Genomic DNA, 18,915 nt, shown 5'->3' with positions numbered 1-18,915 from the left:
AATTCCTTACTTATGTTTTCAGGCGGCAGAAAGCACGTAGATCAGGGCTTCGACGCCCTTCTTTCCGGTCTTCTGCTCGATGTTTGCCATGAGGCCCTTGAGCTTGCGGCTCTCCTCGATCGTCACACGCTTGAAGCCGAGCGCATCGCCGACGGGAGCGGCCGTGTCGTCGGTCGCGGCGACCTTGATCTTGTTCTCTTCCTTCTGGGCCTCGACCGCGCCGGAGATGTCGTCGATGAACAGGTCAGTGACGATTTCGTCCAGGTTAGCCAGCGAGAAGTCCAGCTCCTTGTCGGTAAAGCCGAGATCGCTCATCTCGAAGGAGCCGTCGAGTTCTTCAGCCAGGCGCTGCAGCTCAATCTGGATCGCGGCCTGGTCGTATTCGACACCGTGGTTGCGGTTGTCGGAGAGACGCAGCGCATCAGCCTGGGCCTTGGTGAGGTCGCGCCGGACAATGACCGGAACCTTCTTCAGCCCGAGCTTGATCGCAGCCTTGCGCCGGCCGTGACCAGCGATGATCGTGCCGTCCTTCCAGACGACGATCGGCGCGGTCCAGCCGAACTTCTGGATCGACTTCGACAGGCCCTCGATCTCGTGATCGGGGTGCTTCTTGGCGTTCGCCTCGTATTCCTTCAGCCAGGATACTTCGACAATTTCGATTGCGTGGTTCAGTTCAGACATTAGAGCGCTTCCGGGTTTGCCAGTGCTTCATCAAGCTCGGCGTCGAGTTCGTCGTCCTTATAGCCAGAGGCTCCGGCCAGGTGCTTGAGGTGATCGCCGAGCAGGTGAACGAGCGCATCGCCGGCATTCGTCAGGTCGTCCTCGGTCGTGTAGCCGTGGTCCTTCTGGGTCTTGGCGATGAGTGCGGTCAGGCGCTCGGCATCGGCGATCGTGACCTTGACGCGGATCTGGGAGTGGGTCTTGGCGACCTTCGGCAGAGGCGTTTCGTCCTCGACCGGCTCCGGCGTCTTTTCGAAGTTTTCGTCAATTCCCAGGTCGTCCAACGCTATAACTGACGCTGAGAAAATCGCGTCAATATCAGCCTGCCCATAAGGAAGAAAGCTTTGCAATTCAGGAACATCACCGATCTCCTTCAGAAGATCAGACAAACCCAGCGTGTCGTCGGAACCATACCGAGCGTTGTCGATGAGACCGATTTCCTTGGCCTGCTTGTCAGGGATGACGCCGAGGTTCGCAACCGGCACCTCAGACTCGCCAAGTTCGATCGCCTGTTCCCAGCGGTGCTCGCCGCCCAGGATCTCATAGCCAGGCACGCCTGCGACTTCGCGAACGACAATCGGCTTGAACATGCCGTTCCGATTGAGGCTTTCGCGGATCTTGAGTTCGTTCTCGGGGCTGACCTTGTTCGTGTTCCAAGGGTTCTTGCGCAGCTCGGAGACGGCGACGTTCAGGTATTCAATCTTGCGCATGAAGCGGTTCCCGGATAAGTAATTGCTTACTTACTATAACCTCCGCAGAACGCAATAGGCAAGTTTGAAGGAATTTAAAATGGCCGTCGTTACGATCGCCCGCAACGCAGTCGTTGCCCAGCTCCGGGAGCCGACCAAGGAAGTGAAGGCTTTCGTCACCTCCCTGCTCTCCTACCAGGTGAAAGATGGCCTGGTCGCCGGAACCGCCTCTTTCTTCTCGATCACCAAGAACACCTTCCCTGCTGGCTTCGCCTATCTGGTGAAGTCGGAGCTGGAGCGCATCGGTCATACGGTCTACGAGGTCTGCCGGCCGCACGCCACGCCGCTCGGTCCCGAGAACCCTATCGTTGACGAATTCGGTAACGACAATCCGAACTACGACTATCAGATGAAGGCGTTGCGCCAGGTCGAGAAGCACGGCGCCGGCATCATTCGTGTTGCGACGGGCGGTGGCAAGTCGAAGATCGCCAAGCTGATCGCTGCCCGCTTCCGTCGCATGACCCTCTTTGTCACGACGCGCGGTATTCTGCTCTACCAGATGGACGACCAGCTCAAGGAGATCGGCCTCAACACCGGGCAGATCGGCGATGGTGAGCTGCGCTTCGTGCGCGGCGTCAATCTCGGCATGGTTCAGACGCTGACCCAGGCGCTTGAAGTGCCCGACTTGGCTGCTGAGCGTCGGGCAGTCGTCAAGTCTGCTCACCTGCGCAAGAACGCGAACACCGAGATCAGTGAGGCTGAGATCGTCCGGCTGGCAACGGCTCGCTTCGAGAAGAAGACCAAGCGCCGCGAGGCGATCATGAAGTTCCTGGAGCTGGTCGAGGTCGTGATCGGCGAAGAGGCGCACGAGGCGGGCGGCACGGCCTATTACGAGATCCTGCGTCACTGCAAGAACGCCACGATCCGGGTTGCGCTGACGGCGACGCCCTTCATGAAGGATTCGGCGGAAGACAACATGCGCCTGATGGCAGCCTTCGGCCCGATCCTGATCGATATTCCGGAGTCGCTGCTCATCGAGCGCGGTATTCTTGCCAAGCCCTACTTCCTGTTCCGCGACTGCGAGGCGCCGAAGGGTCTTCACAAGTCCTCGCCCTTCGAGCGCGCCTACACGCTCGGCTACGTTCGCGCCTCCCCTCTTCACAAGGCGATGTGCGAAGACGCGATCATGGCGAAGATGTATGGACTGCCGGTCCTGACGCTCGTTGCACGCACCGAGGCTGGCGACAATCTTCTCGACCTCTACAAGCAGTTCGGACTGAACGGCGTCTTCCTGCGTGGTGACGACGATCAGAAGGTGCGCAAGGCCAAGCTTGCGGACCTGGCTGCCGGCGAGATCGACTTCATCATCGGCACCAAGATCCTCGATGTCGGCGTTGACTGCCCGGCGATCGGCCTGGTGCAGCTCGGCGGTGGAATGAAGGCCGAGGTCGAACTTCGTCAGCGGATCGGTCGTGGTCTTCGCTATAAGAAGGTTGGGCCGAACGTCACGTTCATCGTGGACTATTCGATCAACCTCAACGGAACCCTGCGCGATCATGCCCGTCGGCGTGAAAGCATCGTCAGGGGAACGCCGGGATTTGTCGAAGGCATTCTGCCTGCCAACCAGAACCTTCCCTGGGAAATCTTCGAGCGCAAGGCAGCAGCATGAACGTGAACCCTATCCACTTCTTCAACGAACGCGGGCATTCGATCATGTCCGCGGATCATCTCCACGCCGAGCTGAAGCGGCTTGAGGACGAGGTTGACCGTCTTGAGCGCGCCAACCGGTCTCTGGCGATGCGTCTGTCCCAGCTTGCCGATCGCGACGATGACGACGGCTTCCTTTCTGCCTAAATAGCTAGATAGCTCGCCAGCCAGCGAGCTATTTATGCACCGAGCTACTCCTGCCCGCTATAACGAGTAAGTAAGCACTTACTTATTGCAGGAGATAGCAATGACGATCCCCAAGCTCATCGCCCTTTGCGGCCATCCGACCAGCGGCAAGAGCACCGCGGCCGACATCATCAACGAGGTATACGGTCACGAGCTGGCCGACGACGGCTTGCCGCTGCGCAAGATGGCGATGGATTACCTCGGCCTGACGCCGAACCAGGTCTTCACCCAGGAAGGCAAGCTCGAAACCGTCACCATCAACGGCCGCGACTGGCAGGTTCGTGAGATCCTCGGCGAAATCGGCAACGCCTTCGAAGAGAAGTTCGGTGGCGACATTATCCCGATCATGAGCCACAACGCCCGTCCGAAGGGCTCCTACTCCGTGTTCGGCTCTGTCCGGCGCGAACAGGGCCTCTACTGGCGTAATCAGGGCGCTCTCGTCCTTGAGATCGTCAATCCTCTCGCCGGCCCGTCGAAGTATGAGTTCGACACCTTCAACAACGCCTATTGCCACGCCCAGATCCTGAACGATGGTCTGTCGCGCGGACTTGAGCCGGCCGCAGCTCGCCAGGACCTCCTGGAGAAGCTCGTCGCCGTTATCGGGCGCGTCCACTGATGCAGGTGTGGGTCGGCAATCGCCGGGTTGGGGAGGCTAAGGTCTCCCCTCGCCCGGGCAAAGACGAGATCGTCGTTCATGTCGCAGCCAGTCTGCCTGTTTCTCGTCGCGAATACGACGCGCCATCGATCGAGATCCGAAAGCTGGTGCTGAAGATCACTAAGCGTCGGTTTGAGATCGATGAGTTCGCTGAGCGGAACGGCGGGCCGGAGTATATCGCCCAGGTCTTCAAGCACCACGGCGTTCTACCGTCGGATTGCGACCGCACGCGCCTGTTTGAGCGGAACTCGACGATCTTCTCCTACTCGGTTCTCCAGGTCACGAAGGATGAGTTCGAAGAGATCTTCGACCTCGACTGGTTTGAGCCGTTTGCGACCCGCGAGCCCGATCCGGAATACTTCGAGCTCCGTTACGAGGCGATGAGGAGCTCTCACTTCGGCGTATAGACTCTGTTAACCCGAATCGGCCATATAGCTATTGCCTCATATAGCTAGATAGGGACATAGATAGATGGCTGATTTGATCATCGCCTGCCTGTCGCAGAAGGGCGGGGTGGGCAAAAGCACCCTCGCCCGCCTCATCGCCAGAACATACGCGGTTTCGGGCTGGACAGTGAAGATTGCCGACTTCAACGGCACACAGCTTACCTCGACCCATTGGGCCGAAATACGTAAGGAAGCCGGCATTCAGCCCACGATCGACGCTGCAGCCTATAATCAGCCGACCGCCCTCGCCCGAGAAGACTACAACCTGGTTGTCGCTGACGGCCGTCCAGACTCCGATCAGTCGAGCCTCGATATTGCGCTCAGATCCCACCTCGTCGTGATTCCGACCGGTCTTTCGCTCGATGATCTGCAGCCGCAGCTCGCCTTCGCCAAAGAGCTTGTCGCCAAGGGCGTGTCGGCCGAGCGTATCCTGTTTGTTCTGTCCAAGATCACAGATTCTAAATTAGCAATGAATGATGCTCGAAAGTATCTCTCGGAGTTCCGGGTGGCTGAGCAGCACCTGACCCTCAAGCACTCCTACCAGAAGTCCCAGAACCACGGCTACGCGCTGTCTGAGGTCCAGGGCCTCAACACGGCTCGCCTGGAAGAGGTCGCCGACCTGGTAGCGGCCGAGATCGTCGCAATGGTTACAGACCTGCAGGAGGCAGCATGACCGAGAAGACTACCCGTGCGGTTGTCGCACCCCCGCCGAAGAAGGCAACGGGCTTCCTGCCCTCCTCCGTGACCGAGAAGCCGGTCGCGGCTGCCAACAACATGAAGGGCAACAAGCCCGTCGGCATGACCTTCAACATGCCGCATGACTGGCACCTGGAATTCAAGATGACGGCCGCATCTCTGCGGATGCCAATGTCGAAGTTCCTGGTCGAGTGCTACGACGCCTGGAAACGCGAGCAGAAACGCAAATAGCTCGGTAGCTATCAGGCTACCGAGCTATCGCAACAGATCCGGTTTTGCGGATCTGGCTTTCTAGCTATGGGACCGGAACTTCTTGATCCAACGGCTCACGATGAAAACGCCATCGACCAGGTGAGCAAAGAGCCAGAGGACGAGGAGAAAGCTGGCGAAGCACGCCAGCGAGATCGGAATGACGATCGAGGCGTATGCGAGGACCAGGGCGATCACCAAGAGCGCCAGGATCAGATTCAAAGCACTGATAACACGGTGAAGCATCTATGTAGCTTTCGGGCTGGGTAGCTATTCAGCTGCCTGATTGGACATCTGCAGACCCGTGGAGAAGCGGGACGGATCAAAGGGCGTCAGCGCCTCGATGTCCGGAGCGGGGTCGGTAGCGTGCTCACCGTCCATCATGTCGCCATCGGCCACGACTGCGGGCTTGTGCAGCGGGAGCTGCGCAACCGGTCCTCCGCACATGGTGTCACACTCGATGGCGACCTCGACGGCCCTCATGGCGCTCGCACCAGCCCGGATCGCACCGAGTGCATAGCGCTTGCCCGAGCCGACGGTGAAGAAGTCACCCACGAGCGGACCACAGCGGTAGTAGCTGTCGGAGAAGAGGAAGACTTCGCCGAAGGGCGTCACGAGGATCGCATCGACATCGATGTCGGACGGACCAAAGTCGTCCATGCGGGCGCCGCGTTCGAGCCAGGCCTTGAATTCCTCCGGAACACCCGGCGTCGACGAGGTGACACCAAGCAGGCTGCCATCGAACAGACGGTGGATCTTCATCTTGTTGCCGAAGGGATGGCTATCGCCACAGTAGGCGCGCGTATCGGCCGTCATGGTCTGATTGGCGCTGTCGTAGACAATCACGCTCATGCGAGGTCTCCCTGGATGCGCTGCGGACGCATAATGGCGCGGTTGAGGCGATAGAAGGCGTCTTCGAAGTGGGTGCGGGCCATAGCCACACAGCGCTTATCCACGCTCGGCTGGTGCTCAGGCGGGTTTTCCCCGAAGGAAGGTGCGTCGAACATGGCAAACAACTCATCGACGCGGCGCAGAACCTTCTCCTCAAGGATCTTGTTCTGATTGACCATATCGACCTTCCACTGATCGACGTTCTTGGCGTAGCCGGCGACAGGCAGACCCTGGACGTGACCATCGATCGTGGAAGGAGCTGCCTGGCTAGAAAGCTCGGTAGCTACATGGACATCGGACTTATCGGCTTCGCGGGCCTGCTTCATGCGGAGACTCTCTTCGTCGCAACGCTCACAGTGACCACAGCCATTTCCAAGGAAGACTGAGCCACGGCAGACGGCGTTCTTGTAGGGGAGGGGCATTTAGATCCTCAGCGGTTGAATTGGCTGGGAGAGCGGGACTCGAACCTGCAACCACCTGATTAACAGTCAGGTGCTCTACCATTGAGCTATCTCCCATCGTTGGTGGCAACGGGTGGATTTGAACCACCGACATGAGGCTTATGAGGCCACCGCTCTACCGGGCTGAGCTACGTCGCAACAACGATGGATGATCCCTACCATCCTCCGCATCTTAAGTAAACACTTACTTACACCTAGCTAGGCAGATATCCAGCCATCCAGCTTGATAGGCAGAGGAGGATAGGATCACCGGGTGTCTCGCGCCGGGGTAGGGGAGGGAACACCGAACTCCGAACACCTGGCTAGGAAGCTCGATAGCCGGATAGCTGGCTGAGGAGGATAGGACGCCCGGAACGTCGCCAGTGCGGAAGGCATCCCCATCAGCGCGCTTGAATCGGTCTAAGACTTCGATAAATTCATCTCATCGAAGCGCAAGCAACTAAACGACGCTTCGAAAGACAAGCAACGTCAACACGAAAGAAAGAGCTAATACAATGTCTAACGTTTACGCAATCAACATGAGCGCTCGTCTTGCTACTGCTATTGAGAATGACTGCAGTGCAAGCAACGAAAAGAAGATGAAGAAACTCGTTCAGATGCTTTCTAACGAGCGTCTAGCAGAAATGCTTACGTCTGCTAACGTCGACGCAGAACGCTTCACAAGAGCGATCTACGCTTGCGAGAAAGTTGTTAAATTCGCAAGTCAAGCTGTTGCGCTTAATGCGAAAGACTTGAACGAAAACACATATGCGATCTTTCGCACTGCGATCAACGCTTATCGTCATGACATTGTGCTTACGCAAGCAATGATCGAAGCGTCTATTAGCAGAGACTTAACTGTTGATGATAGCGTCAAGCACTGCGTATATGCACGCAATCTAATTCAGACAACTGAAACGATCGCTGCACAGTCGCAAACGTCGCGTGACGCGCTCTTGACGCTGAATATCATCAAGCAACGTCATGATCTGAAAAACGCGTATACAGTCGATCTGACAGAGCTTGCTATCGCTTTGTGCGATGCTTTCAAGCTCGACTATGCGAAAGTAGAAATCGAGACTGAAGAGACTGAAGTAAAGAGCGAAGAAGAAAACGCTTAAGCTTTAACATAAGTAAGCGCTTACTTAGTGAGCGCTTACTCTCTCTCACTCGAATTAGAGATAACGAATATGTCGACTGTGTATGACACGACTGCAATTCAGAATATTATTGAACGCGAAAATATGCGCTCTGTAATCATCATTCACGACGATTTCAATCGTCATGAGACTTACTGTGTAGCAACAGACGACAAGCGTGTAATATCGCTTGTGAGCGTGCAAAACGATGTTGATGTTTCTATCATCGAACATGAGAACGCTATTCAAGCTATCGCTTATATTATGTCAGTCGCAATAGCGACGTTCGCAAGCGTGAGCGAAGACGAAACACAAGCAACGACTGAATTACAAGTTGCTCATGCACTGCGAACGATGACGATGAATCATCTGCAATACAATATTGTAGATCACAAGAATTGCAGCTTTGTCACGAAATCGATGTTTGAAGCGATGAAGCTCTAATGTATCAGTTCGTTGTAATGTTCAAAGCGCTTATATTGCGCGACGCTAATGCACAGAAGCATATGCGACGCGCATTAGCATTGCGTAATACGCGAAAGCTCTTAGATAGCTATCGCTAAAATCAGATGACACTGAAAAGCGCTCGAAAGAGCGCTTTTTGCGTTTGTGCTTTCAAAGCGAAAGCTACTATTCGAATAGAGCGTCACTGAGCGCTTCTAGACGCGAAAACGAGTGTAGAGTCATCTTAGTCGTCAAAGCGCGTCAGTGACGCGCTGTGAGCGAAATAGACGCTATTCGATCGACTATCAGCGCTCACGACGCGCATGTGACGCGCGCATAGCGCATATGTGAGCGCGTGCGCATATGCGCACATAGGGGCGAGGGGGCGCGTATAGGGCTGCCCGCACCCGTTCCCGTTCCCCTGGTTTCCCTGCTACCCATTCCCCGCACCCTTGGGAGAACCGCGGAACGCCGCGGCGAGGCTAGGCTGGGCGGAAGGGCAGGGCACCGATAGCCGAACCCTCCGGATCAGGGGACGGCGGACCCCGCTGGCGCCGGCTGCGGCATACCCCGTCGGCATCCCGTCGGTCCCTTGACCCTAAGCCGTTCCTAAAATCCGCATCAGCCCTTGGGCTGCCCTTTATCGTAGCCACACAGAACCGCAGCCCTCTTGTGAAGAGCTGCGGTCGTGTCTGGTTACGCTGCGACGAGGTTCATGTCGGCGAGGATCTGGTTGCGCTCGGCTTCGTGCTGCTCACGCTTCTCGCGGCGAATCTTGGCGAGCTGGGCAGCTTCGGCGCGCATCACGCGAACACGCTCAAAGGCGCGACGAAAGAACTCGTCAGGCGACATGACGGACTGCTGGGTCGCAAGGCGCTGAAAGCGCTCTGCGTGTTCGCGCATGACGCGGGCGAGCAGCGCGTGCTTCTTCGCATCGGGCTCAAGCTTGTGCTGCTGGGCAGCTTGCATGACTTCGAGCGAGGTTGCGGCTTCGGCGATCTGACGGTTCATGAAGACTTCGGTGACGTAGGACATTTCGATTTTCTTTCGTTGCTGTAGCGCTTGATTGCGCATTTTTAGCTTAGTAGCTCGTTAGCTAGATAGCTAAAGGCTTACACAGGTAAACGCTCGGGCGTGAAGTGCAGGCCAATGGCCGTGATGGCGCAGATGAGGGCCACGACGACGGCCAGGCCGGCGATGTCCTGGGCCTGGGCGAGGATCCATTCCTTGAAGGTTTGCTGTTCTTCGAACATGTGCTGCTCCTTTGCTTCGATGATTAATCATCGCAAATGCGAGAGCAGGCTGTATCGCGGTGTGTTCTGGTAAGTTCCGGGAGCGGGGCGCGAGCGGGAGCCGCCCTTGGCCGGCCCAAGGGTAAGGCCTGATGGCCGATAAGGGCCTGGCCGAGACCAGACCCCAATCCGTTACCAGATCTCGTGGTGAGGCTCCTTGAGGGCATCAGCTGAGCAATCGCCGATCAGGCCGGCGTCGGTGAGAGCGATGATGTCGGCGTGGTAGGCTGCCCGGTCGAGGTCGGTCACGTCGGAGGTGTCCTCGTCGTCGCCCAGGTAGTAGGCGTAGACCTGGCTGTGTTCCCGGCCGGTCATCAGGTTGGCCTCGCGGTCGATCGTGTCCTCCTCCTGCAGGACCGTGCCGCACAGCTCAAGGGCTGCGTGGTGACGCTGGATGGCGTCCTTCCAGTCCTGCTCGGTCGCCCAGGGGTAGGCCTTCTGGCAGTCGGGGAGTTTGGTGATCACGCCCTTGTTGGCGAGAAAGCCGGCGATCATTGCGTTAAGAGAGGTGCGGGTCATTTCGTGTCTTCCTTTTGTGTTGCTGACAAGAAGACACTAGCAAGCGCGCTCGAAGGCGCGCTTGAGGTGTCGGCAGGTGATTAGTCTTCGAACTCGATCTGGTTTTCGCTGATGTGAAAGTTGACGAGGTGCGCAAGCAGCAGGGTGCAGAACTTCGTCAGGTGCTCGCGCTCGCAATTGGTTTTCGCGGTCGTGACGAGCGAATACGTGAACATCCCGATGTCGCTCAGATAGTCGTGGTTCTCAGGGTCAAGCTGCACGAAGCAGGCGTGCAGGGCGTCTGAGTAGGGCGCGTAGTCGGGGTCGACTTCGGTGAAGGCTTCAAGGGGAAGCAGCGCTTCACGCAGGGCTTCGAAAGGGATCTTAAAGGTGCGATCAACTTCGTGGGCTTCAGTTGCAGTTGTCTCGGTCATGTCGGTCTCTCTTGTGTTGCTGACTTGTCGACTATAGCGAGCGCTCGACAGGGCCGCGGCAGGTGATGAACGGCAATACCTGGGCACGGGGCGAGGCCACACCCAGGCTCCCGTCCCCTATGGTTTCGGCCACGCCTCTCCCACGGATTGCCGCGGGTGGCCTTGGGAAGGTTCTACCCCTATGCCGGATGCTACCCGTTCCATCCCCAGGATCCCTTGATCCTAAGCCGTTCCTGAAACCCATGCCCGTCCGAGTGCCCAAAAGAAAAGGCGCCGAAGCGCCTCTTCCTCCCTCTCTGTGGTTATCAGGCTGCGATCTTGCCCCGAACGACCTGTTCGAGCCGGCGCGTGGCAGGCGTGTCGGTCAAGGTCCAGACCTCGGCACCGCGTGCGCCGGAGTTGGTGACGATCCCGAGGGTCTTCAGCGCGGTCATCGTCGAGGACTTCTGGGTCGAAGCCGTGTTCGCCGACACCGTGTGACGCACCAGGTGCTTCGTCATCGCTCGGTCAGCCTTCACCTTGTCCGATGCAGCTGCGAGTGCTGCAGCGCCCGTGAAGGGAATGCCTGCGTCCTTGAAGTTGAACAGGGACGTGACGATCGCACGGTTGATGGCGTTCTGCATGAACCCGCCGTCAAGGGCGACGATCAGGTCATTGACCTTCTGGAAGGCGTAGACGTTGAACCTGGAGCCCGTCGAGACCTCGCGGTTGATGAAGGACGGATCGATGTCCATCGCCAGGAACAGACCGGCTGCACCAATCGTCGCCATCTTCTTCTCTTCGGCTTCGAGATTGGGGATCATCTTCGAGGAGCACCCGGGCTGTTCGGCCTCGAACTTCTTGCGCGCGGTGAACTCGGCGACGACCTCAGCCTTCTTCACCTCCTTCTCTTCGAGGGTGAAGTCGCCCTTCATCACCTTGAGGTCGCCAGGCACATGATCGGGCATGTCGATGTCGGCCGCGTCACCTTCAGCCTCCTGGCCGTCTTCGGCCTGGCCGGCAGGTGCCTCATCGGTCTTGTAGGTGGCCGGGTCGAACTTCACCCATACCGGACCATCGTCGGTCTGCTCGAAGTGGCCGATCTCGCCTTCATTGGTTTCGAGTTTGCGCCCGGCGACCTTCTCGGCTGCGTCGATCGCGGCGATCTCTTCGAGGGCGGCGAGTTCAGCGGCCTCAGCGCCCATCTCGTTGATGGCCTCGGCTGCCTGGTTGAAGAAAGAGGCCATGTCTGGCAGGGCCGAAGTAGCTTCGAGTGCGGTTTCAGTCTGTGCGGTCTTGTTCTTAGCCATTGTAGTAACCTTTCAACGTTGCTTTTGTTTCTCGAAAGCTTTGTGCGTTTCGATGATTTCTTTATACGCTGATTATTCTTGGACGTATCGAGGTGAGGGAAGGTTTGGAGCAGGTTAAGCTACGGCTGGGAGCCAGCGCCGGGCAGTCTTATTGCGCGCCCCTTGGGCAGACCTTGGGTAAGACAGCCACGGGAGACCTAGGACACCCGCGGTGATGGCTTTCAACACCCGGAACCTCCGTTCCCTTTTCCATTCCCGTCCATCTACTGTCATATATGTAATTACTTACCTATGTAGATACGTAATAAGGTAAAGCGGAACCTCCTCTCCCTTCCCTTGGGCAAGCCTTGGTGATGGTTCCGGTTCTTATCCGTGGAGTTCCAAGGAAGGTTCTACCGGTGAGGCTGAAGCTACCCGTTCCCCTATTTGGCAGGCAAAAAGAAACCGAGCCGGTCGGTGTGACCAAGCTCGGTTCTGAAGGTGGCTGTCCTACACCCGATGACAGCATCAGCAACTACGAAAGAGGGAGCAGCTCTCGCGCTCCTCTTGATGAGCGATCCGGGTGACATCGCTCAAACTCGTGATCTGCTGTGTCGCACAGGGTCAGTTGGAACGCAATCAGGGCTCGGACGGGTTCGGTTGCCGTGGTGTCGGGGTGGGAGGTCTAGGATTGCCGTGTGCTTCCGTGGAGAACCGCGGCGCGGCTTAACACCTCCTCCCGACGATTCCGACGATTGCGCTCTCCTGTCTCTCCCTATGGTGCGACGTTGCTCTCTATACGGCGTGACGGTGCGATAGCGCTCTCTACCCCTCTATGTGCGTTACCCTCTCTGTGGTGCGCTCTATGGGTAGGTGTCTGTCTGTCTCTCTATGGGTGATGGGTGCGAATATGTATTCACCCTTACCTGGTCGAGCGTTGGTGCCTTCTCTCATAGAAGCTCTGTGAGCGCGTGGGTTTGTTTGCGCGTCTCTGTGTTCATCTCTCTATGAGGGATCGCGTCAGTGACTCGCTCTGTTCGATTGTCAGCATCAGGTGAGCGCGTTCTTTGCTCGTCTGTTTGTCGAAAAAGTCGAAATCGGGTGTTTCTGTCAAGGAACTGACAACTTTCGGTAAAGGTCAGTCCCGGAAATGCTGGGTTTTGGTCAAGGTCGCACCTTTACATCGGTCTGGCCGGAATATGTGTTTATGGCCTGATTTCGCCTGGCCTGGCCGGGAATGTAAAGGTGCTGTCAACGTGTAGGTAAAGGTCGGTCTACAACCTTAAGGGTATGAGCGGGCGGATCCCGTTGCCCTTGGTTAGCTCTCTATCTACCTAGCTAGGTGTCTATGTGGCTACCCTTGAGCCTGGTTTAGGCAAAAGAAAAGGCGCTACGAGAGCGCCTTGGTTCTATCCTGGATGATCCGGTGAGTGCCGTCTGTCTCTATCACTTCTACCCTGTCGCAGTGAGCCAGGATGCCGGGTGATATGCCGCTTCTATCTTGACGGCCGAGATAAGGCCGTTTGTTGCGGTCGACGACGAGGTGAACCTTTACTCCTCTCTCCTTCAGGCCCCAGAGCTTCTCGATGATCCTTTGGGTCTTATGGGTCGGCGACGCGGTTGGTTCGGCCGGGATCTGGTCGTAAAGTTCGTGGAGCTGGTAGGTGTTCATATCTTCACCTCTTTGAAGAACTCGCCGGCTCGGTAGGCTCGTCGTGCCTCATCCTTGTCGTCCGGTTCGAGGAGCACGTCCTTCCTCACCGAGGCCGCGTCCTGGACCTCGTAATCTTCCGGGGTCATGGTGTCGTGGAGCGCGAAGGCTTTCATCGCTGCCTCCTTCCGGTCCTTAGCATAGAGCCGGATCGTGGTCGTGACGGTGAACAGCTCATCGTCCGGATTCATGCGGTCGTCGCGGTCTTGCATGGTTCAAGCCCTCCTTTTCCGTCCGAGGTGTATTCGACCATCTTTCCCTCCTTATCGAAGGTTATGCCGTAATGCCAGAATATCGAGGCTCTCATTGGCACCGAGGGACCACACCGGGAGCAGAACGTGCCGTGATTGTCCTCATAGAGGCTATCATCCTTGCTGCAGCCTGAGCAGACGATCTTCATGTCGCCTGCTCCTTTGCCGTAGCGAGGACATTGCTGAAATTCATGGCGTCGGTCTTGTTCAGATACCCGTCCTTGCGAAGGGCCGACGGAACATTGAGCTTCAACCACGTTTCGATCAGACGATGGTCCACGACCTGACTGGTCGGGTCGATGAACAGAATCTTGCATCCGTCCACCGTCGCCGTGAGGATGCTGATGCAGACGGGCATACCGGCGAGCGTGCCAACCGTCGGTCCATAGCCGTGACCGGTCGAGACCCAGGTCTTGCCGTTATCCCTCCACCTCTGCCACAGGCACATGGTTTCGAAGCTGTTCGCCTCTACGATGCCGGTTACGCCTTCGAGGTAGGTTTTTACCTCATCACTCGTCTTCGTCATGGCTTTCTCCTAGAAGCGAACGCAGTGACCGACGCGGCCCACGCGGTAGAGCGGCGTCCAGGCGCCGCGGATCTCGATACCCGACCACCAGAAGCCGTCAGGAAGGGCATAGGCTCGCCAGGTCACGTCGGCCTCCCTTCGCAGCAAGGGCAGGCGTCCCACCACTTGCCGTCGGCGTCATACTGCTGCATCGCCGTGGGTCCGGTGCTCTCCTTGTCCTCGAGGCACGGATCACCCTTGCAGAAGGCGCAAGTGCCGTCTGGACCTCGGGCATAGTCGGAGATGTGCGAAACCTCGCACTCGTAACCCATGATTTTGATCTTCTGGGTCATATCAGTTCCTTCTGTCCTGTGACGGCGTGCCAGTAGTCGAGGCGATCGCCGATTTGATAGCGGTGGAAGTGTAGGCGCGAGCAGATGCGCGCCATATCGTCGTTGCACCCGCAGAAATGCAGGAACTTGATCGGGATCCGCGGGGCAGGGTCGCCCTCAAGGATGATGCGGATCATCTCAGTGGCGTTGCCCTGGCGTGAGAAGTCGGGATGAATCCAGAACTTGGTGATGGTCAGCACCTGCGGCACTGCCGCAGCGTTACCGAGACGCCTGTCGCCGAAGGTGTAGACTAGGTTGAAGCGACTGTTGGATATATGGCCGCTGCGGCCGCGGTCGGCGCTCCAGAGGTAGAAGGAATCTTCGAGCGCCTTGATGATGCTAGGAGCCATCGCGCCCATCAGTGCGCTCCCTTCTTGCCCATGATCGAGCGGATGAACGCCGCGGGCTCGATCCAGAAATCGACGGGCAGTTTGTCGGTCATGCCGGCCGTGCCGTCGAGACGCGCATCCTCGTCCGCGTTCTTCTCGATGTTCATGTCGAGGAAATACTGGTCGCCCCTGAGTTCCAGGTTCCAGTAGAAGGAGTTGACCTGCTCCCTGACGTTGCCGAATGCCCACAGCACCTTGTCCTTCTGGACCTCGCCTTCGACCACTTCGATCTTATGCTGCCCGATCGTGTAGCGACCGCCGAAGCACCATTCGTGCTCGCCAAGGACATAGAGACGGTGCAGCGCCTCGATCAGTGGCTTGAGCTGCTCGGCGTAGGAGACGATGCGGACATGATACATGCTGTCGTCCATCGCCGCATTGATGTGGACGGACAGGCGAAGGTCGTTGGTCTGAAGGCTCATTAGATTGCTCGCTTTCTGCGTTGCTGATGATTTGTTTTAGCAACGCAGCGCTTGGAGTTCGGCAGGTGATGAGCGGATCAGATCGAGCGGCTGCGCTCCATCACGTCCTCAATGTTCTCGTCGCACATGCAGGGCTGCCGGCTGTCGGACAGGTGAACGCCGACTGCGAGGTGATTGCCGGCCGCGTCCTCGTAGATCCAGTAGCCCGAGTTGACGCCATTGCGGCGACGCCGGCGTGGCGCCTCCTTGATGAAGTCGCGGAGCTGGCGCTGCTGGTCCGGATTGACCTCGCCCTCGTGCTCAACGTCGATGATGGAATAGTAGCGATCCCAAAGCCGGCTCATCTGGTCACGGCTGATGATCATGTCCGGCGCCTGGCGCACCTGGTCGAAGGTCTTGCCGATCAGGCCCCAGATGATGCCCTCTTCCTCGGAGCCTTCACCGACAGGCTGAACGTCCTCGAAGCGCTCCATCGTGCGCTGCGCGGCCGTGCGGGCATCGGCGCCGTTCTGGATGGCGTCGAGGACAGCAACCACGAGTTCGTGCTGCTGGTTCGTGAGGTGCAAGGTCTTCATGGCGTTTCTCGTTCTCGCGTTGCTGATGATTTGTTTTAGCAAGCGCGCGCTTGGAGAGCGGCAGGTGACGAGTGGTGAAGACCAGGGCGGGATCCGCCCTACGCCAGCAGCTCCGACAGCCTGGTCCCGCCGTAGTCGGCGATCTGCTCTTCCGGGTCCATCGAGGCATCGTTCACGATGACGACCGAGCCCACACCGAAACCGGCAGCGTCGGTGATGCCGAGGTGCATGATGTCGCAGGCCTCAAGGGCTTCGAGCGCCTTACCCTTGTCCTTACCCTCATAGTCAGGCTCAGCCGGATCCTCGTAGAAGCATTTGAAGGACCAGCCCTCGGCTGTGCCATGAGCCAGCAGCTCCTTGAGGGTTTTGATCGGTGCGGGCATCGGTCTCTCCTTTGGCGATCGACAGGTGAATGCGGCGACGGATTCGAACCGTTTGCCAGCGGGCAGAGCAGGACCATGTGCGCACATTCTGCAGCCGCACCCATCTATCGATCGCAAATACCAAGTGTTCATTGATCTCGCACCGCGTGGTCCATCGGTTCACAACACGGGCTACATTCTTCACCACGAAGGGTGCGGATCGTGAGCACTCAAGCAGATCCCCTGACAACGGATGCAGTCGGTCGAGCCGAGCTATTCGAGGCATAGGGGTTGAGGTGTTTTCACCCAGATTAACCTGACGGTCGGGCGACAAATTCGGATCGTATGGCCGGGAGGTAGGGCGCTTAGCCTTGCCCATCTCCTATTTAGCGGTCCACCTACCGTATGTGAGTGACGGCATGTCTCAGCCGGGCTATTTGCGGTCGAGGTAGCCACCCTCGGATCTAACTCCAGGTCATTTGCTGCACTCCGGGTTGTCGGTTCTTCAGCGGTCAGATGTTGTCGAAATACGACAGGTTCGAAAGGCGAGTGACGATCGCGTCGAGAACGGCTTTGGCCTCGGCGAACGTGCCGAAGTAGGCGTATTCGCCGACAGTTTCAGCGCGCTCGATGCCGTCTTCGAGCCAAGACCACTCTACCTTCGAGCGATCGACTTCGACGGACCAGAAGGTTCCGGCGTCAGTCTGGTAGAGCCAGATGCCGAGGTAGACCGGATACATCACGGCTTCGAAGCGCGGCGAGCAATCGGCGTCGGCTTCAGGATTGGACACCTGGTTCTCAGCGGCCTTCAGGATCGCGGCGATCTCGGTGAGCGCGATCTGCTTGTCGGCTTCGAGCTGCGCTTTGCGCGCTTCGATGGCGTCAGAGGTGTTCGGATCGATCATTTTCGTCTCTCGCTTTGTGCGTTGCTGATGAACACGTTTTAACAATCGAGACGTTGGAATACGGCAGGTGATGAGCGAACTGACGCGGTTAACAAACGGTTGAAATTGTAGGTTAATTTTCTCTTAATGGCAGCAAAAAGCCCCATAGCTTCCACTACAGGGCTGTTTTATAGAACGGTGTTCTCACTAACGATAACCTTCAAGTATCGATAGTGATCTTATTCCCGCCGACTCCATTCAATTTCGTCGTCGGTCCACTGCCCGAAGCCGTCATGCCAGGCTTCCGCCTCGGCGCTGTCTGCGGGATAGGGACAGGGCTCGGTGTCTCCACCATCGCAATAGGATGCGGAGTTCATGCCTTCCTCATAGGGCGTGGTCGGCGTTTCGAACGGCTTCTGGTGGCTCATTCTACCTCTAGGTCAAAAGCTGCCCGTTCCTGAAAACGGGGACGACGGTTAGCCCGCTTCTCGCGGCGCTTGGTGTTCGGGTGACGGCCGTCACGATTGGCGCCGTCAAAGCCGTGAGCGCTCTCACGCCGCGGCATCTCACAGAAGAAGGGTTCGGTGTCGCCGAGACCGCGCCAGGTGCGCTCCATCGGCTGCGGTTTACCTGCGAACCACAGGACTGTGCGGCGCGTCCGGCTCATCCTCACTTCTCCTTCGTGGGCCGATAGTCGTTCTTGGTGAGGTATTCCGCGACCTCGACCTTTGTGCCGATGATCATGACCCGTCCGGTTTCAAGGACGATGACGACCGCGGGGTGACGCCAGTCGTTCGGATCAGCGCCGATCATGCATTCCATGTCTCGCCAGACACGACGACCGGCGCGAATGTCGCCCTCGTCCCATGTGACCTTCATCAGTCGACACTCCATAGTTCGACCAGCTGCTCGATGGTCCCGAACACCTCTTCAGTGCCCTCTTCGGTAATAACGGTCAGAAGATCGCTCTTCTTGATCCGCCCAAAACGCGCATGGCCTGACTTCTCCGTAATCCAGGGCTGCGATTTGACGGGCAGGGTGGATTGAGGCCACAGCCATGGCGAGGAGATCCTTTTCGCGTCATCGCGGGTCCGCGTCGCCCTGTAAGCCTCTTTGATATCCTTCCTGCGCTTGCCGCGCTTGTGCAGCTCCTCGGTCAGCCAGGTAACGGGATCCTCGGCGTGAAGGGCAAGCTCGGTCAGCTGCGAAACGTCAGCGGCCGAGAGGACGATAAATGGCACCAGTTCCGGATCCAGCTTCACCTGGCTCCAAGGTGACTTCTCGATCATCAGTGCGCCCTTCCTTCGATCGCCGTGCCCTGCGGCCGGTAGGAGTCGTCAATCGGAGCATTTGCCGCGGCCAGTTGCTCCATCATCAGCTTGCGCGTGCCAAAATCCCGAGGGCCGGGCAGGGTGATCTCGTCCGAATCCTCCTCGACGAACTCCGTCGGGTGATCCTGGAAGTAACGCTCGACCACTTCCTCGTCGGTCATGGCGTCGATTTCAGCCTGGCTCTTGGGCTTGTAGGAGCCGATCCACTCTTCCGGCCCGCCCTGCAGCTGGACGTAAGCGGCGAGCTTGTCGAGCAGTTCCTTCTTGGAAGCGCCGGCATAGAGGTTTCGGCCGTGCTTATGGGTGACGGCAGCGAGATACACCTTCATGAAAATCTCC

At 57.9% G+C, this 18,915-nt stretch carries 32 protein-coding genes and 2 tRNA genes; 8 read left to right on the top strand and 26 right to left on the bottom strand.

The genetic code is table 11. The features are described 5' to 3' along the window. Window positions 1-18: 18 nt before the first annotated feature. Entirely contained in the window at window positions 19-681 is a 663-nt protein-coding gene (locus IB265_RS33190) for a ParB/Srx family N-terminal domain-containing protein (RefSeq protein WP_192495915.1), read from the bottom strand. Then, complete coding sequence (locus tag IB265_RS33185; RefSeq protein ID WP_192495914.1) at window positions 681-1,430, bottom strand: ParB/RepB/Spo0J family partition protein; 750 nt, start codon at window positions 1,428-1,430, stop codon at window positions 681-683. Before IB265_RS33185 ends, IB265_RS33190 begins: the two co-directional genes overlap by 1 nt. A 79-nt stretch (window positions 1,431-1,509) precedes the next feature. On the opposite strand from IB265_RS33185, the gene IB265_RS33180 reads away from it, so the two are divergent. The 6 genes from IB265_RS33180 to IB265_RS33155 all read left to right on the top strand — a co-directional run bounded on the left by IB265_RS33180 (window position 1,510) and on the right by IB265_RS33155 (window position 5,330). After that, window positions 1,510-3,078, top strand: coding sequence for a DEAD/DEAH box helicase (locus IB265_RS33180; protein ID WP_192495913.1), 1,569 nt, complete (start codon window positions 1,510-1,512; stop codon window positions 3,076-3,078). Then, window positions 3,075-3,263 (top strand): hypothetical protein, encoded by a 189-nt coding sequence (locus IB265_RS33175; protein WP_192495912.1) that lies wholly within the window; start codon window positions 3,075-3,077, stop codon window positions 3,261-3,263. Before IB265_RS33180 ends, IB265_RS33175 begins: the two co-directional genes overlap by 4 nt. Before the next feature lie 100 nt (window positions 3,264-3,363). After that, window positions 3,364-3,918: a hypothetical protein gene (locus IB265_RS33170; RefSeq protein WP_192495911.1), complete on the top strand. Its 555-nt coding sequence runs from the start codon at window positions 3,364-3,366 to the stop codon at window positions 3,916-3,918. Continuing rightward, a complete protein-coding gene (locus IB265_RS33165; protein WP_192495910.1) occupies window positions 3,918-4,364 on the top strand; it encodes a hypothetical protein in 447 nt (148 codons plus the stop codon). The genes IB265_RS33170 and IB265_RS33165 overlap by 1 nt, the downstream gene beginning before the upstream one ends. A gap of 64 nt (window positions 4,365-4,428) precedes the next feature. Continuing rightward, entirely contained in the window at window positions 4,429-5,076 is a 648-nt protein-coding gene (locus tag IB265_RS33160; protein ID WP_192495909.1) for a ParA family protein, read from the top strand. After that, window positions 5,073-5,330 carry a hypothetical protein gene (locus IB265_RS33155; protein WP_192495908.1) on the top strand — a complete coding sequence of 86 codons (258 nt, stop codon included), beginning with the start codon at window positions 5,073-5,075 and terminating at the stop codon, window positions 5,328-5,330. The genes IB265_RS33160 and IB265_RS33155 overlap by 4 nt, the downstream gene beginning before the upstream one ends. A gap of 60 nt (window positions 5,331-5,390) precedes the next feature. Here the strand turns inward: IB265_RS33155 and IB265_RS33150 are convergent, their stop codons facing one another. From IB265_RS33150 to IB265_RS33130, 5 genes are all read right to left on the bottom strand, one after another. Continuing rightward, window positions 5,391-5,594: a hypothetical protein gene (locus IB265_RS33150; RefSeq protein WP_192495907.1), complete on the bottom strand. Its 204-nt coding sequence runs from the start codon at window positions 5,592-5,594 to the stop codon at window positions 5,391-5,393. Window positions 5,595-5,618: 24 nt separating this feature from the next. Further along, window positions 5,619-6,200: a peptidase S14 gene (locus IB265_RS33145; RefSeq protein WP_192495906.1), complete on the bottom strand. Its 582-nt coding sequence runs from the start codon at window positions 6,198-6,200 to the stop codon at window positions 5,619-5,621. Continuing rightward, entirely contained in the window at window positions 6,197-6,565 is a 369-nt protein-coding gene (locus IB265_RS33140) for a hypothetical protein (protein WP_192495905.1), read from the bottom strand. Before IB265_RS33140 ends, IB265_RS33145 begins: the two co-directional genes overlap by 4 nt. A gap of 117 nt (window positions 6,566-6,682) precedes the next feature. Next, window positions 6,683-6,757: transfer RNA gene (locus tag IB265_RS33135), tRNA-Asn, on the bottom strand. Window positions 6,758-6,761: 4 nt separating this feature from the next. Continuing rightward, window positions 6,762-6,838, bottom strand: a tRNA-Met gene (locus IB265_RS33130). A 356-nt stretch (window positions 6,839-7,194) separates the two neighbouring features. On the opposite strand from IB265_RS33130, the gene IB265_RS33125 reads away from it, so the two are divergent. After that, window positions 7,195-7,800, top strand: coding sequence for a hypothetical protein (locus IB265_RS33125; protein ID WP_192495904.1), 606 nt, complete (start codon window positions 7,195-7,197; stop codon window positions 7,798-7,800). Between the two features lie 69 nt (window positions 7,801-7,869). Beyond that, a complete protein-coding gene (locus IB265_RS33120; protein ID WP_192495903.1) occupies window positions 7,870-8,262 on the top strand; it encodes a hypothetical protein in 393 nt (130 codons plus the stop codon). Between the two features lie 696 nt (window positions 8,263-8,958). On the opposite strand, the gene IB265_RS33115 is transcribed toward IB265_RS33120, so the two are convergent. The 19 genes from IB265_RS33115 to IB265_RS33025 form a co-directional block, all read right to left on the bottom strand. Beyond that, window positions 8,959-9,297, bottom strand: a complete 339-nt coding sequence (locus tag IB265_RS33115; RefSeq protein WP_192495902.1) for a hypothetical protein — start codon at window positions 9,295-9,297, stop codon at window positions 8,959-8,961. 77 nt (window positions 9,298-9,374) lie between these two features. Further along, on the bottom strand, window positions 9,375-9,515 hold the full coding sequence (locus IB265_RS33110; RefSeq protein ID WP_192495901.1) for a hypothetical protein: 141 nt from the start codon (window positions 9,513-9,515) through the stop codon (window positions 9,375-9,377). 171 nt (window positions 9,516-9,686) lie between these two features. Continuing rightward, the gene (locus tag IB265_RS33105; protein WP_192495900.1) at window positions 9,687-10,073 is read right to left on the bottom strand and encodes a hypothetical protein; all 387 of its coding nucleotides are present in this window, start codon (window positions 10,071-10,073) and stop codon (window positions 9,687-9,689) included. A gap of 80 nt (window positions 10,074-10,153) precedes the next feature. After that, on the bottom strand, window positions 10,154-10,486 hold the full coding sequence (locus IB265_RS33100) for a hypothetical protein (protein ID WP_192495899.1): 333 nt from the start codon (window positions 10,484-10,486) through the stop codon (window positions 10,154-10,156). Window positions 10,487-10,791: 305 nt separating this feature from the next. Continuing rightward, a complete protein-coding gene (locus tag IB265_RS33095) occupies window positions 10,792-11,775 on the bottom strand; it encodes a hypothetical protein (protein WP_192495898.1) in 984 nt (327 codons plus the stop codon). A gap of 1,369 nt (window positions 11,776-13,144) precedes the next feature. Beyond that, window positions 13,145-13,426: a hypothetical protein gene (locus IB265_RS33090; RefSeq protein WP_192495897.1), complete on the bottom strand. Its 282-nt coding sequence runs from the start codon at window positions 13,424-13,426 to the stop codon at window positions 13,145-13,147. Next, complete coding sequence (locus IB265_RS33085; protein ID WP_192495896.1) at window positions 13,423-13,677, bottom strand: hypothetical protein; 255 nt, start codon at window positions 13,675-13,677, stop codon at window positions 13,423-13,425. Before IB265_RS33085 ends, IB265_RS33090 begins: the two co-directional genes overlap by 4 nt. Before the next feature lie 184 nt (window positions 13,678-13,861). Beyond that, on the bottom strand, window positions 13,862-14,242 hold the full coding sequence (locus tag IB265_RS33080) for a hypothetical protein (RefSeq protein WP_192495895.1): 381 nt from the start codon (window positions 14,240-14,242) through the stop codon (window positions 13,862-13,864). 122 nt (window positions 14,243-14,364) lie between these two features. Beyond that, a complete protein-coding gene (locus IB265_RS33075; RefSeq protein ID WP_192495894.1) occupies window positions 14,365-14,574 on the bottom strand; it encodes a hypothetical protein in 210 nt (69 codons plus the stop codon). Further along, window positions 14,571-14,972 carry a hypothetical protein gene (locus tag IB265_RS33070; protein WP_192495893.1) on the bottom strand — a complete coding sequence of 134 codons (402 nt, stop codon included), beginning with the start codon at window positions 14,970-14,972 and terminating at the stop codon, window positions 14,571-14,573. The genes IB265_RS33075 and IB265_RS33070 overlap by 4 nt, the downstream gene beginning before the upstream one ends. Beyond that, on the bottom strand, window positions 14,972-15,424 hold the full coding sequence (locus IB265_RS33065) for a hypothetical protein (protein WP_192495892.1): 453 nt from the start codon (window positions 15,422-15,424) through the stop codon (window positions 14,972-14,974). The genes IB265_RS33070 and IB265_RS33065 overlap by 1 nt, the downstream gene beginning before the upstream one ends. A gap of 77 nt (window positions 15,425-15,501) precedes the next feature. Beyond that, a complete protein-coding gene (locus IB265_RS33060; RefSeq protein ID WP_192495891.1) occupies window positions 15,502-15,999 on the bottom strand; it encodes a hypothetical protein in 498 nt (165 codons plus the stop codon). A gap of 98 nt (window positions 16,000-16,097) precedes the next feature. Beyond that, window positions 16,098-16,382: a hypothetical protein gene (locus IB265_RS33055; RefSeq protein ID WP_192495890.1), complete on the bottom strand. Its 285-nt coding sequence runs from the start codon at window positions 16,380-16,382 to the stop codon at window positions 16,098-16,100. Between the two features lie 491 nt (window positions 16,383-16,873). Then, on the bottom strand, window positions 16,874-17,266 hold the full coding sequence (locus IB265_RS33050; RefSeq protein WP_192495889.1) for a hypothetical protein: 393 nt from the start codon (window positions 17,264-17,266) through the stop codon (window positions 16,874-16,876). A 218-nt stretch (window positions 17,267-17,484) separates the two neighbouring features. Then, window positions 17,485-17,673, bottom strand: coding sequence for a hypothetical protein (locus IB265_RS33045; protein ID WP_192495888.1), 189 nt, complete (start codon window positions 17,671-17,673; stop codon window positions 17,485-17,487). Then, window positions 17,670-17,912 (bottom strand): hypothetical protein, encoded by a 243-nt coding sequence (locus tag IB265_RS33040; RefSeq protein WP_192495887.1) that lies wholly within the window; start codon window positions 17,910-17,912, stop codon window positions 17,670-17,672. Before IB265_RS33040 ends, IB265_RS33045 begins: the two co-directional genes overlap by 4 nt. A gap of 2 nt (window positions 17,913-17,914) precedes the next feature. Further along, a complete protein-coding gene (locus IB265_RS33035) occupies window positions 17,915-18,124 on the bottom strand; it encodes a hypothetical protein (protein ID WP_192495886.1) in 210 nt (69 codons plus the stop codon). Then, window positions 18,124-18,534 (bottom strand): hypothetical protein, encoded by a 411-nt coding sequence (locus IB265_RS33030; protein ID WP_192495885.1) that lies wholly within the window; start codon window positions 18,532-18,534, stop codon window positions 18,124-18,126. The genes IB265_RS33035 and IB265_RS33030 overlap by 1 nt, the downstream gene beginning before the upstream one ends. After that, window positions 18,534-18,905, bottom strand: a complete 372-nt coding sequence (locus tag IB265_RS33025; RefSeq protein WP_192495884.1) for a hypothetical protein — start codon at window positions 18,903-18,905, stop codon at window positions 18,534-18,536. Before IB265_RS33025 ends, IB265_RS33030 begins: the two co-directional genes overlap by 1 nt. Between the last annotated feature and the right edge of the window lie 10 nt (window positions 18,906-18,915).

Source organism: Ensifer sp. ENS10 (assembly GCF_014852025.1).
Taxonomy (GTDB): domain Bacteria; phylum Pseudomonadota; class Alphaproteobacteria; order Rhizobiales; family Rhizobiaceae; genus Ensifer.
Note: the sequence above shows the minus strand (reverse complement) of the source record. Positions and strands in the feature narration are given on the sequence as shown.

Bases quoted from the DNA above. Each gene is read 5' to 3' on its own strand.
- IB265_RS33190 (WP_192495915.1), bottom strand. From the start codon at position 681: ATGTCTGAACTGAACCACGCAATCGAAATTGTCGAAGTATCCTGGCTG.
- IB265_RS33185 (WP_192495914.1), bottom strand. From the start codon at position 1,430: ATGCGCAAGATTGAATACCTGAACGTCGCCGTCTCCGAGCTGCGCAAG.
- IB265_RS33180 (WP_192495913.1), top strand. From the start codon at position 1,510: ATGGCCGTCGTTACGATCGCCCGCAACGCAGTCGTTGCCCAGCTCCGG.
- IB265_RS33175 (WP_192495912.1), top strand. From the start codon at position 3,075: ATGAACGTGAACCCTATCCACTTCTTCAACGAACGCGGGCATTCGATC.
- IB265_RS33170 (WP_192495911.1), top strand. From the start codon at position 3,364: ATGACGATCCCCAAGCTCATCGCCCTTTGCGGCCATCCGACCAGCGGC.
- IB265_RS33165 (WP_192495910.1), top strand. From the start codon at position 3,918: ATGCAGGTGTGGGTCGGCAATCGCCGGGTTGGGGAGGCTAAGGTCTCC.
- IB265_RS33160 (WP_192495909.1), top strand. From the start codon at position 4,429: ATGGCTGATTTGATCATCGCCTGCCTGTCGCAGAAGGGCGGGGTGGGC.
- IB265_RS33155 (WP_192495908.1), top strand. From the start codon at position 5,073: ATGACCGAGAAGACTACCCGTGCGGTTGTCGCACCCCCGCCGAAGAAG.
- IB265_RS33150 (WP_192495907.1), bottom strand. From the start codon at position 5,594: ATGCTTCACCGTGTTATCAGTGCTTTGAATCTGATCCTGGCGCTCTTG.
- IB265_RS33145 (WP_192495906.1), bottom strand. From the start codon at position 6,200: ATGAGCGTGATTGTCTACGACAGCGCCAATCAGACCATGACGGCCGAT.
- IB265_RS33140 (WP_192495905.1), bottom strand. From the start codon at position 6,565: ATGAAGCAGGCCCGCGAAGCCGATAAGTCCGATGTCCATGTAGCTACC.
- IB265_RS33125 (WP_192495904.1), top strand. From the start codon at position 7,195: ATGTCTAACGTTTACGCAATCAACATGAGCGCTCGTCTTGCTACTGCT.
- IB265_RS33120 (WP_192495903.1), top strand. From the start codon at position 7,870: ATGTCGACTGTGTATGACACGACTGCAATTCAGAATATTATTGAACGC.
- IB265_RS33115 (WP_192495902.1), bottom strand. From the start codon at position 9,297: ATGTCCTACGTCACCGAAGTCTTCATGAACCGTCAGATCGCCGAAGCC.
- IB265_RS33110 (WP_192495901.1), bottom strand. From the start codon at position 9,515: ATGTTCGAAGAACAGCAAACCTTCAAGGAATGGATCCTCGCCCAGGCC.
- IB265_RS33105 (WP_192495900.1), bottom strand. From the start codon at position 10,073: ATGACCCGCACCTCTCTTAACGCAATGATCGCCGGCTTTCTCGCCAAC.
- IB265_RS33100 (WP_192495899.1), bottom strand. From the start codon at position 10,486: ATGACCGAGACAACTGCAACTGAAGCCCACGAAGTTGATCGCACCTTT.
- IB265_RS33095 (WP_192495898.1), bottom strand. From the start codon at position 11,775: ATGGCTAAGAACAAGACCGCACAGACTGAAACCGCACTCGAAGCTACT.
- IB265_RS33090 (WP_192495897.1), bottom strand. From the start codon at position 13,426: ATGAACACCTACCAGCTCCACGAACTTTACGACCAGATCCCGGCCGAA.
- IB265_RS33085 (WP_192495896.1), bottom strand. From the start codon at position 13,677: ATGCAAGACCGCGACGACCGCATGAATCCGGACGATGAGCTGTTCACC.
- IB265_RS33080 (WP_192495895.1), bottom strand. From the start codon at position 14,242: ATGACGAAGACGAGTGATGAGGTAAAAACCTACCTCGAAGGCGTAACC.
- IB265_RS33075 (WP_192495894.1), bottom strand. From the start codon at position 14,574: ATGACCCAGAAGATCAAAATCATGGGTTACGAGTGCGAGGTTTCGCAC.
- IB265_RS33070 (WP_192495893.1), bottom strand. From the start codon at position 14,972: ATGGGCGCGATGGCTCCTAGCATCATCAAGGCGCTCGAAGATTCCTTC.
- IB265_RS33065 (WP_192495892.1), bottom strand. From the start codon at position 15,424: ATGAGCCTTCAGACCAACGACCTTCGCCTGTCCGTCCACATCAATGCG.
- IB265_RS33060 (WP_192495891.1), bottom strand. From the start codon at position 15,999: ATGAAGACCTTGCACCTCACGAACCAGCAGCACGAACTCGTGGTTGCT.
- IB265_RS33055 (WP_192495890.1), bottom strand. From the start codon at position 16,382: ATGCCCGCACCGATCAAAACCCTCAAGGAGCTGCTGGCTCATGGCACA.
- IB265_RS33050 (WP_192495889.1), bottom strand. From the start codon at position 17,266: ATGATCGATCCGAACACCTCTGACGCCATCGAAGCGCGCAAAGCGCAG.
- IB265_RS33045 (WP_192495888.1), bottom strand. From the start codon at position 17,673: ATGAGCCACCAGAAGCCGTTCGAAACGCCGACCACGCCCTATGAGGAA.
- IB265_RS33040 (WP_192495887.1), bottom strand. From the start codon at position 17,912: ATGAGCCGGACGCGCCGCACAGTCCTGTGGTTCGCAGGTAAACCGCAG.
- IB265_RS33035 (WP_192495886.1), bottom strand. From the start codon at position 18,124: ATGAAGGTCACATGGGACGAGGGCGACATTCGCGCCGGTCGTCGTGTC.
- IB265_RS33030 (WP_192495885.1), bottom strand. From the start codon at position 18,534: ATGATCGAGAAGTCACCTTGGAGCCAGGTGAAGCTGGATCCGGAACTG.
- IB265_RS33025 (WP_192495884.1), bottom strand. From the start codon at position 18,905: ATGAAGGTGTATCTCGCTGCCGTCACCCATAAGCACGGCCGAAACCTC.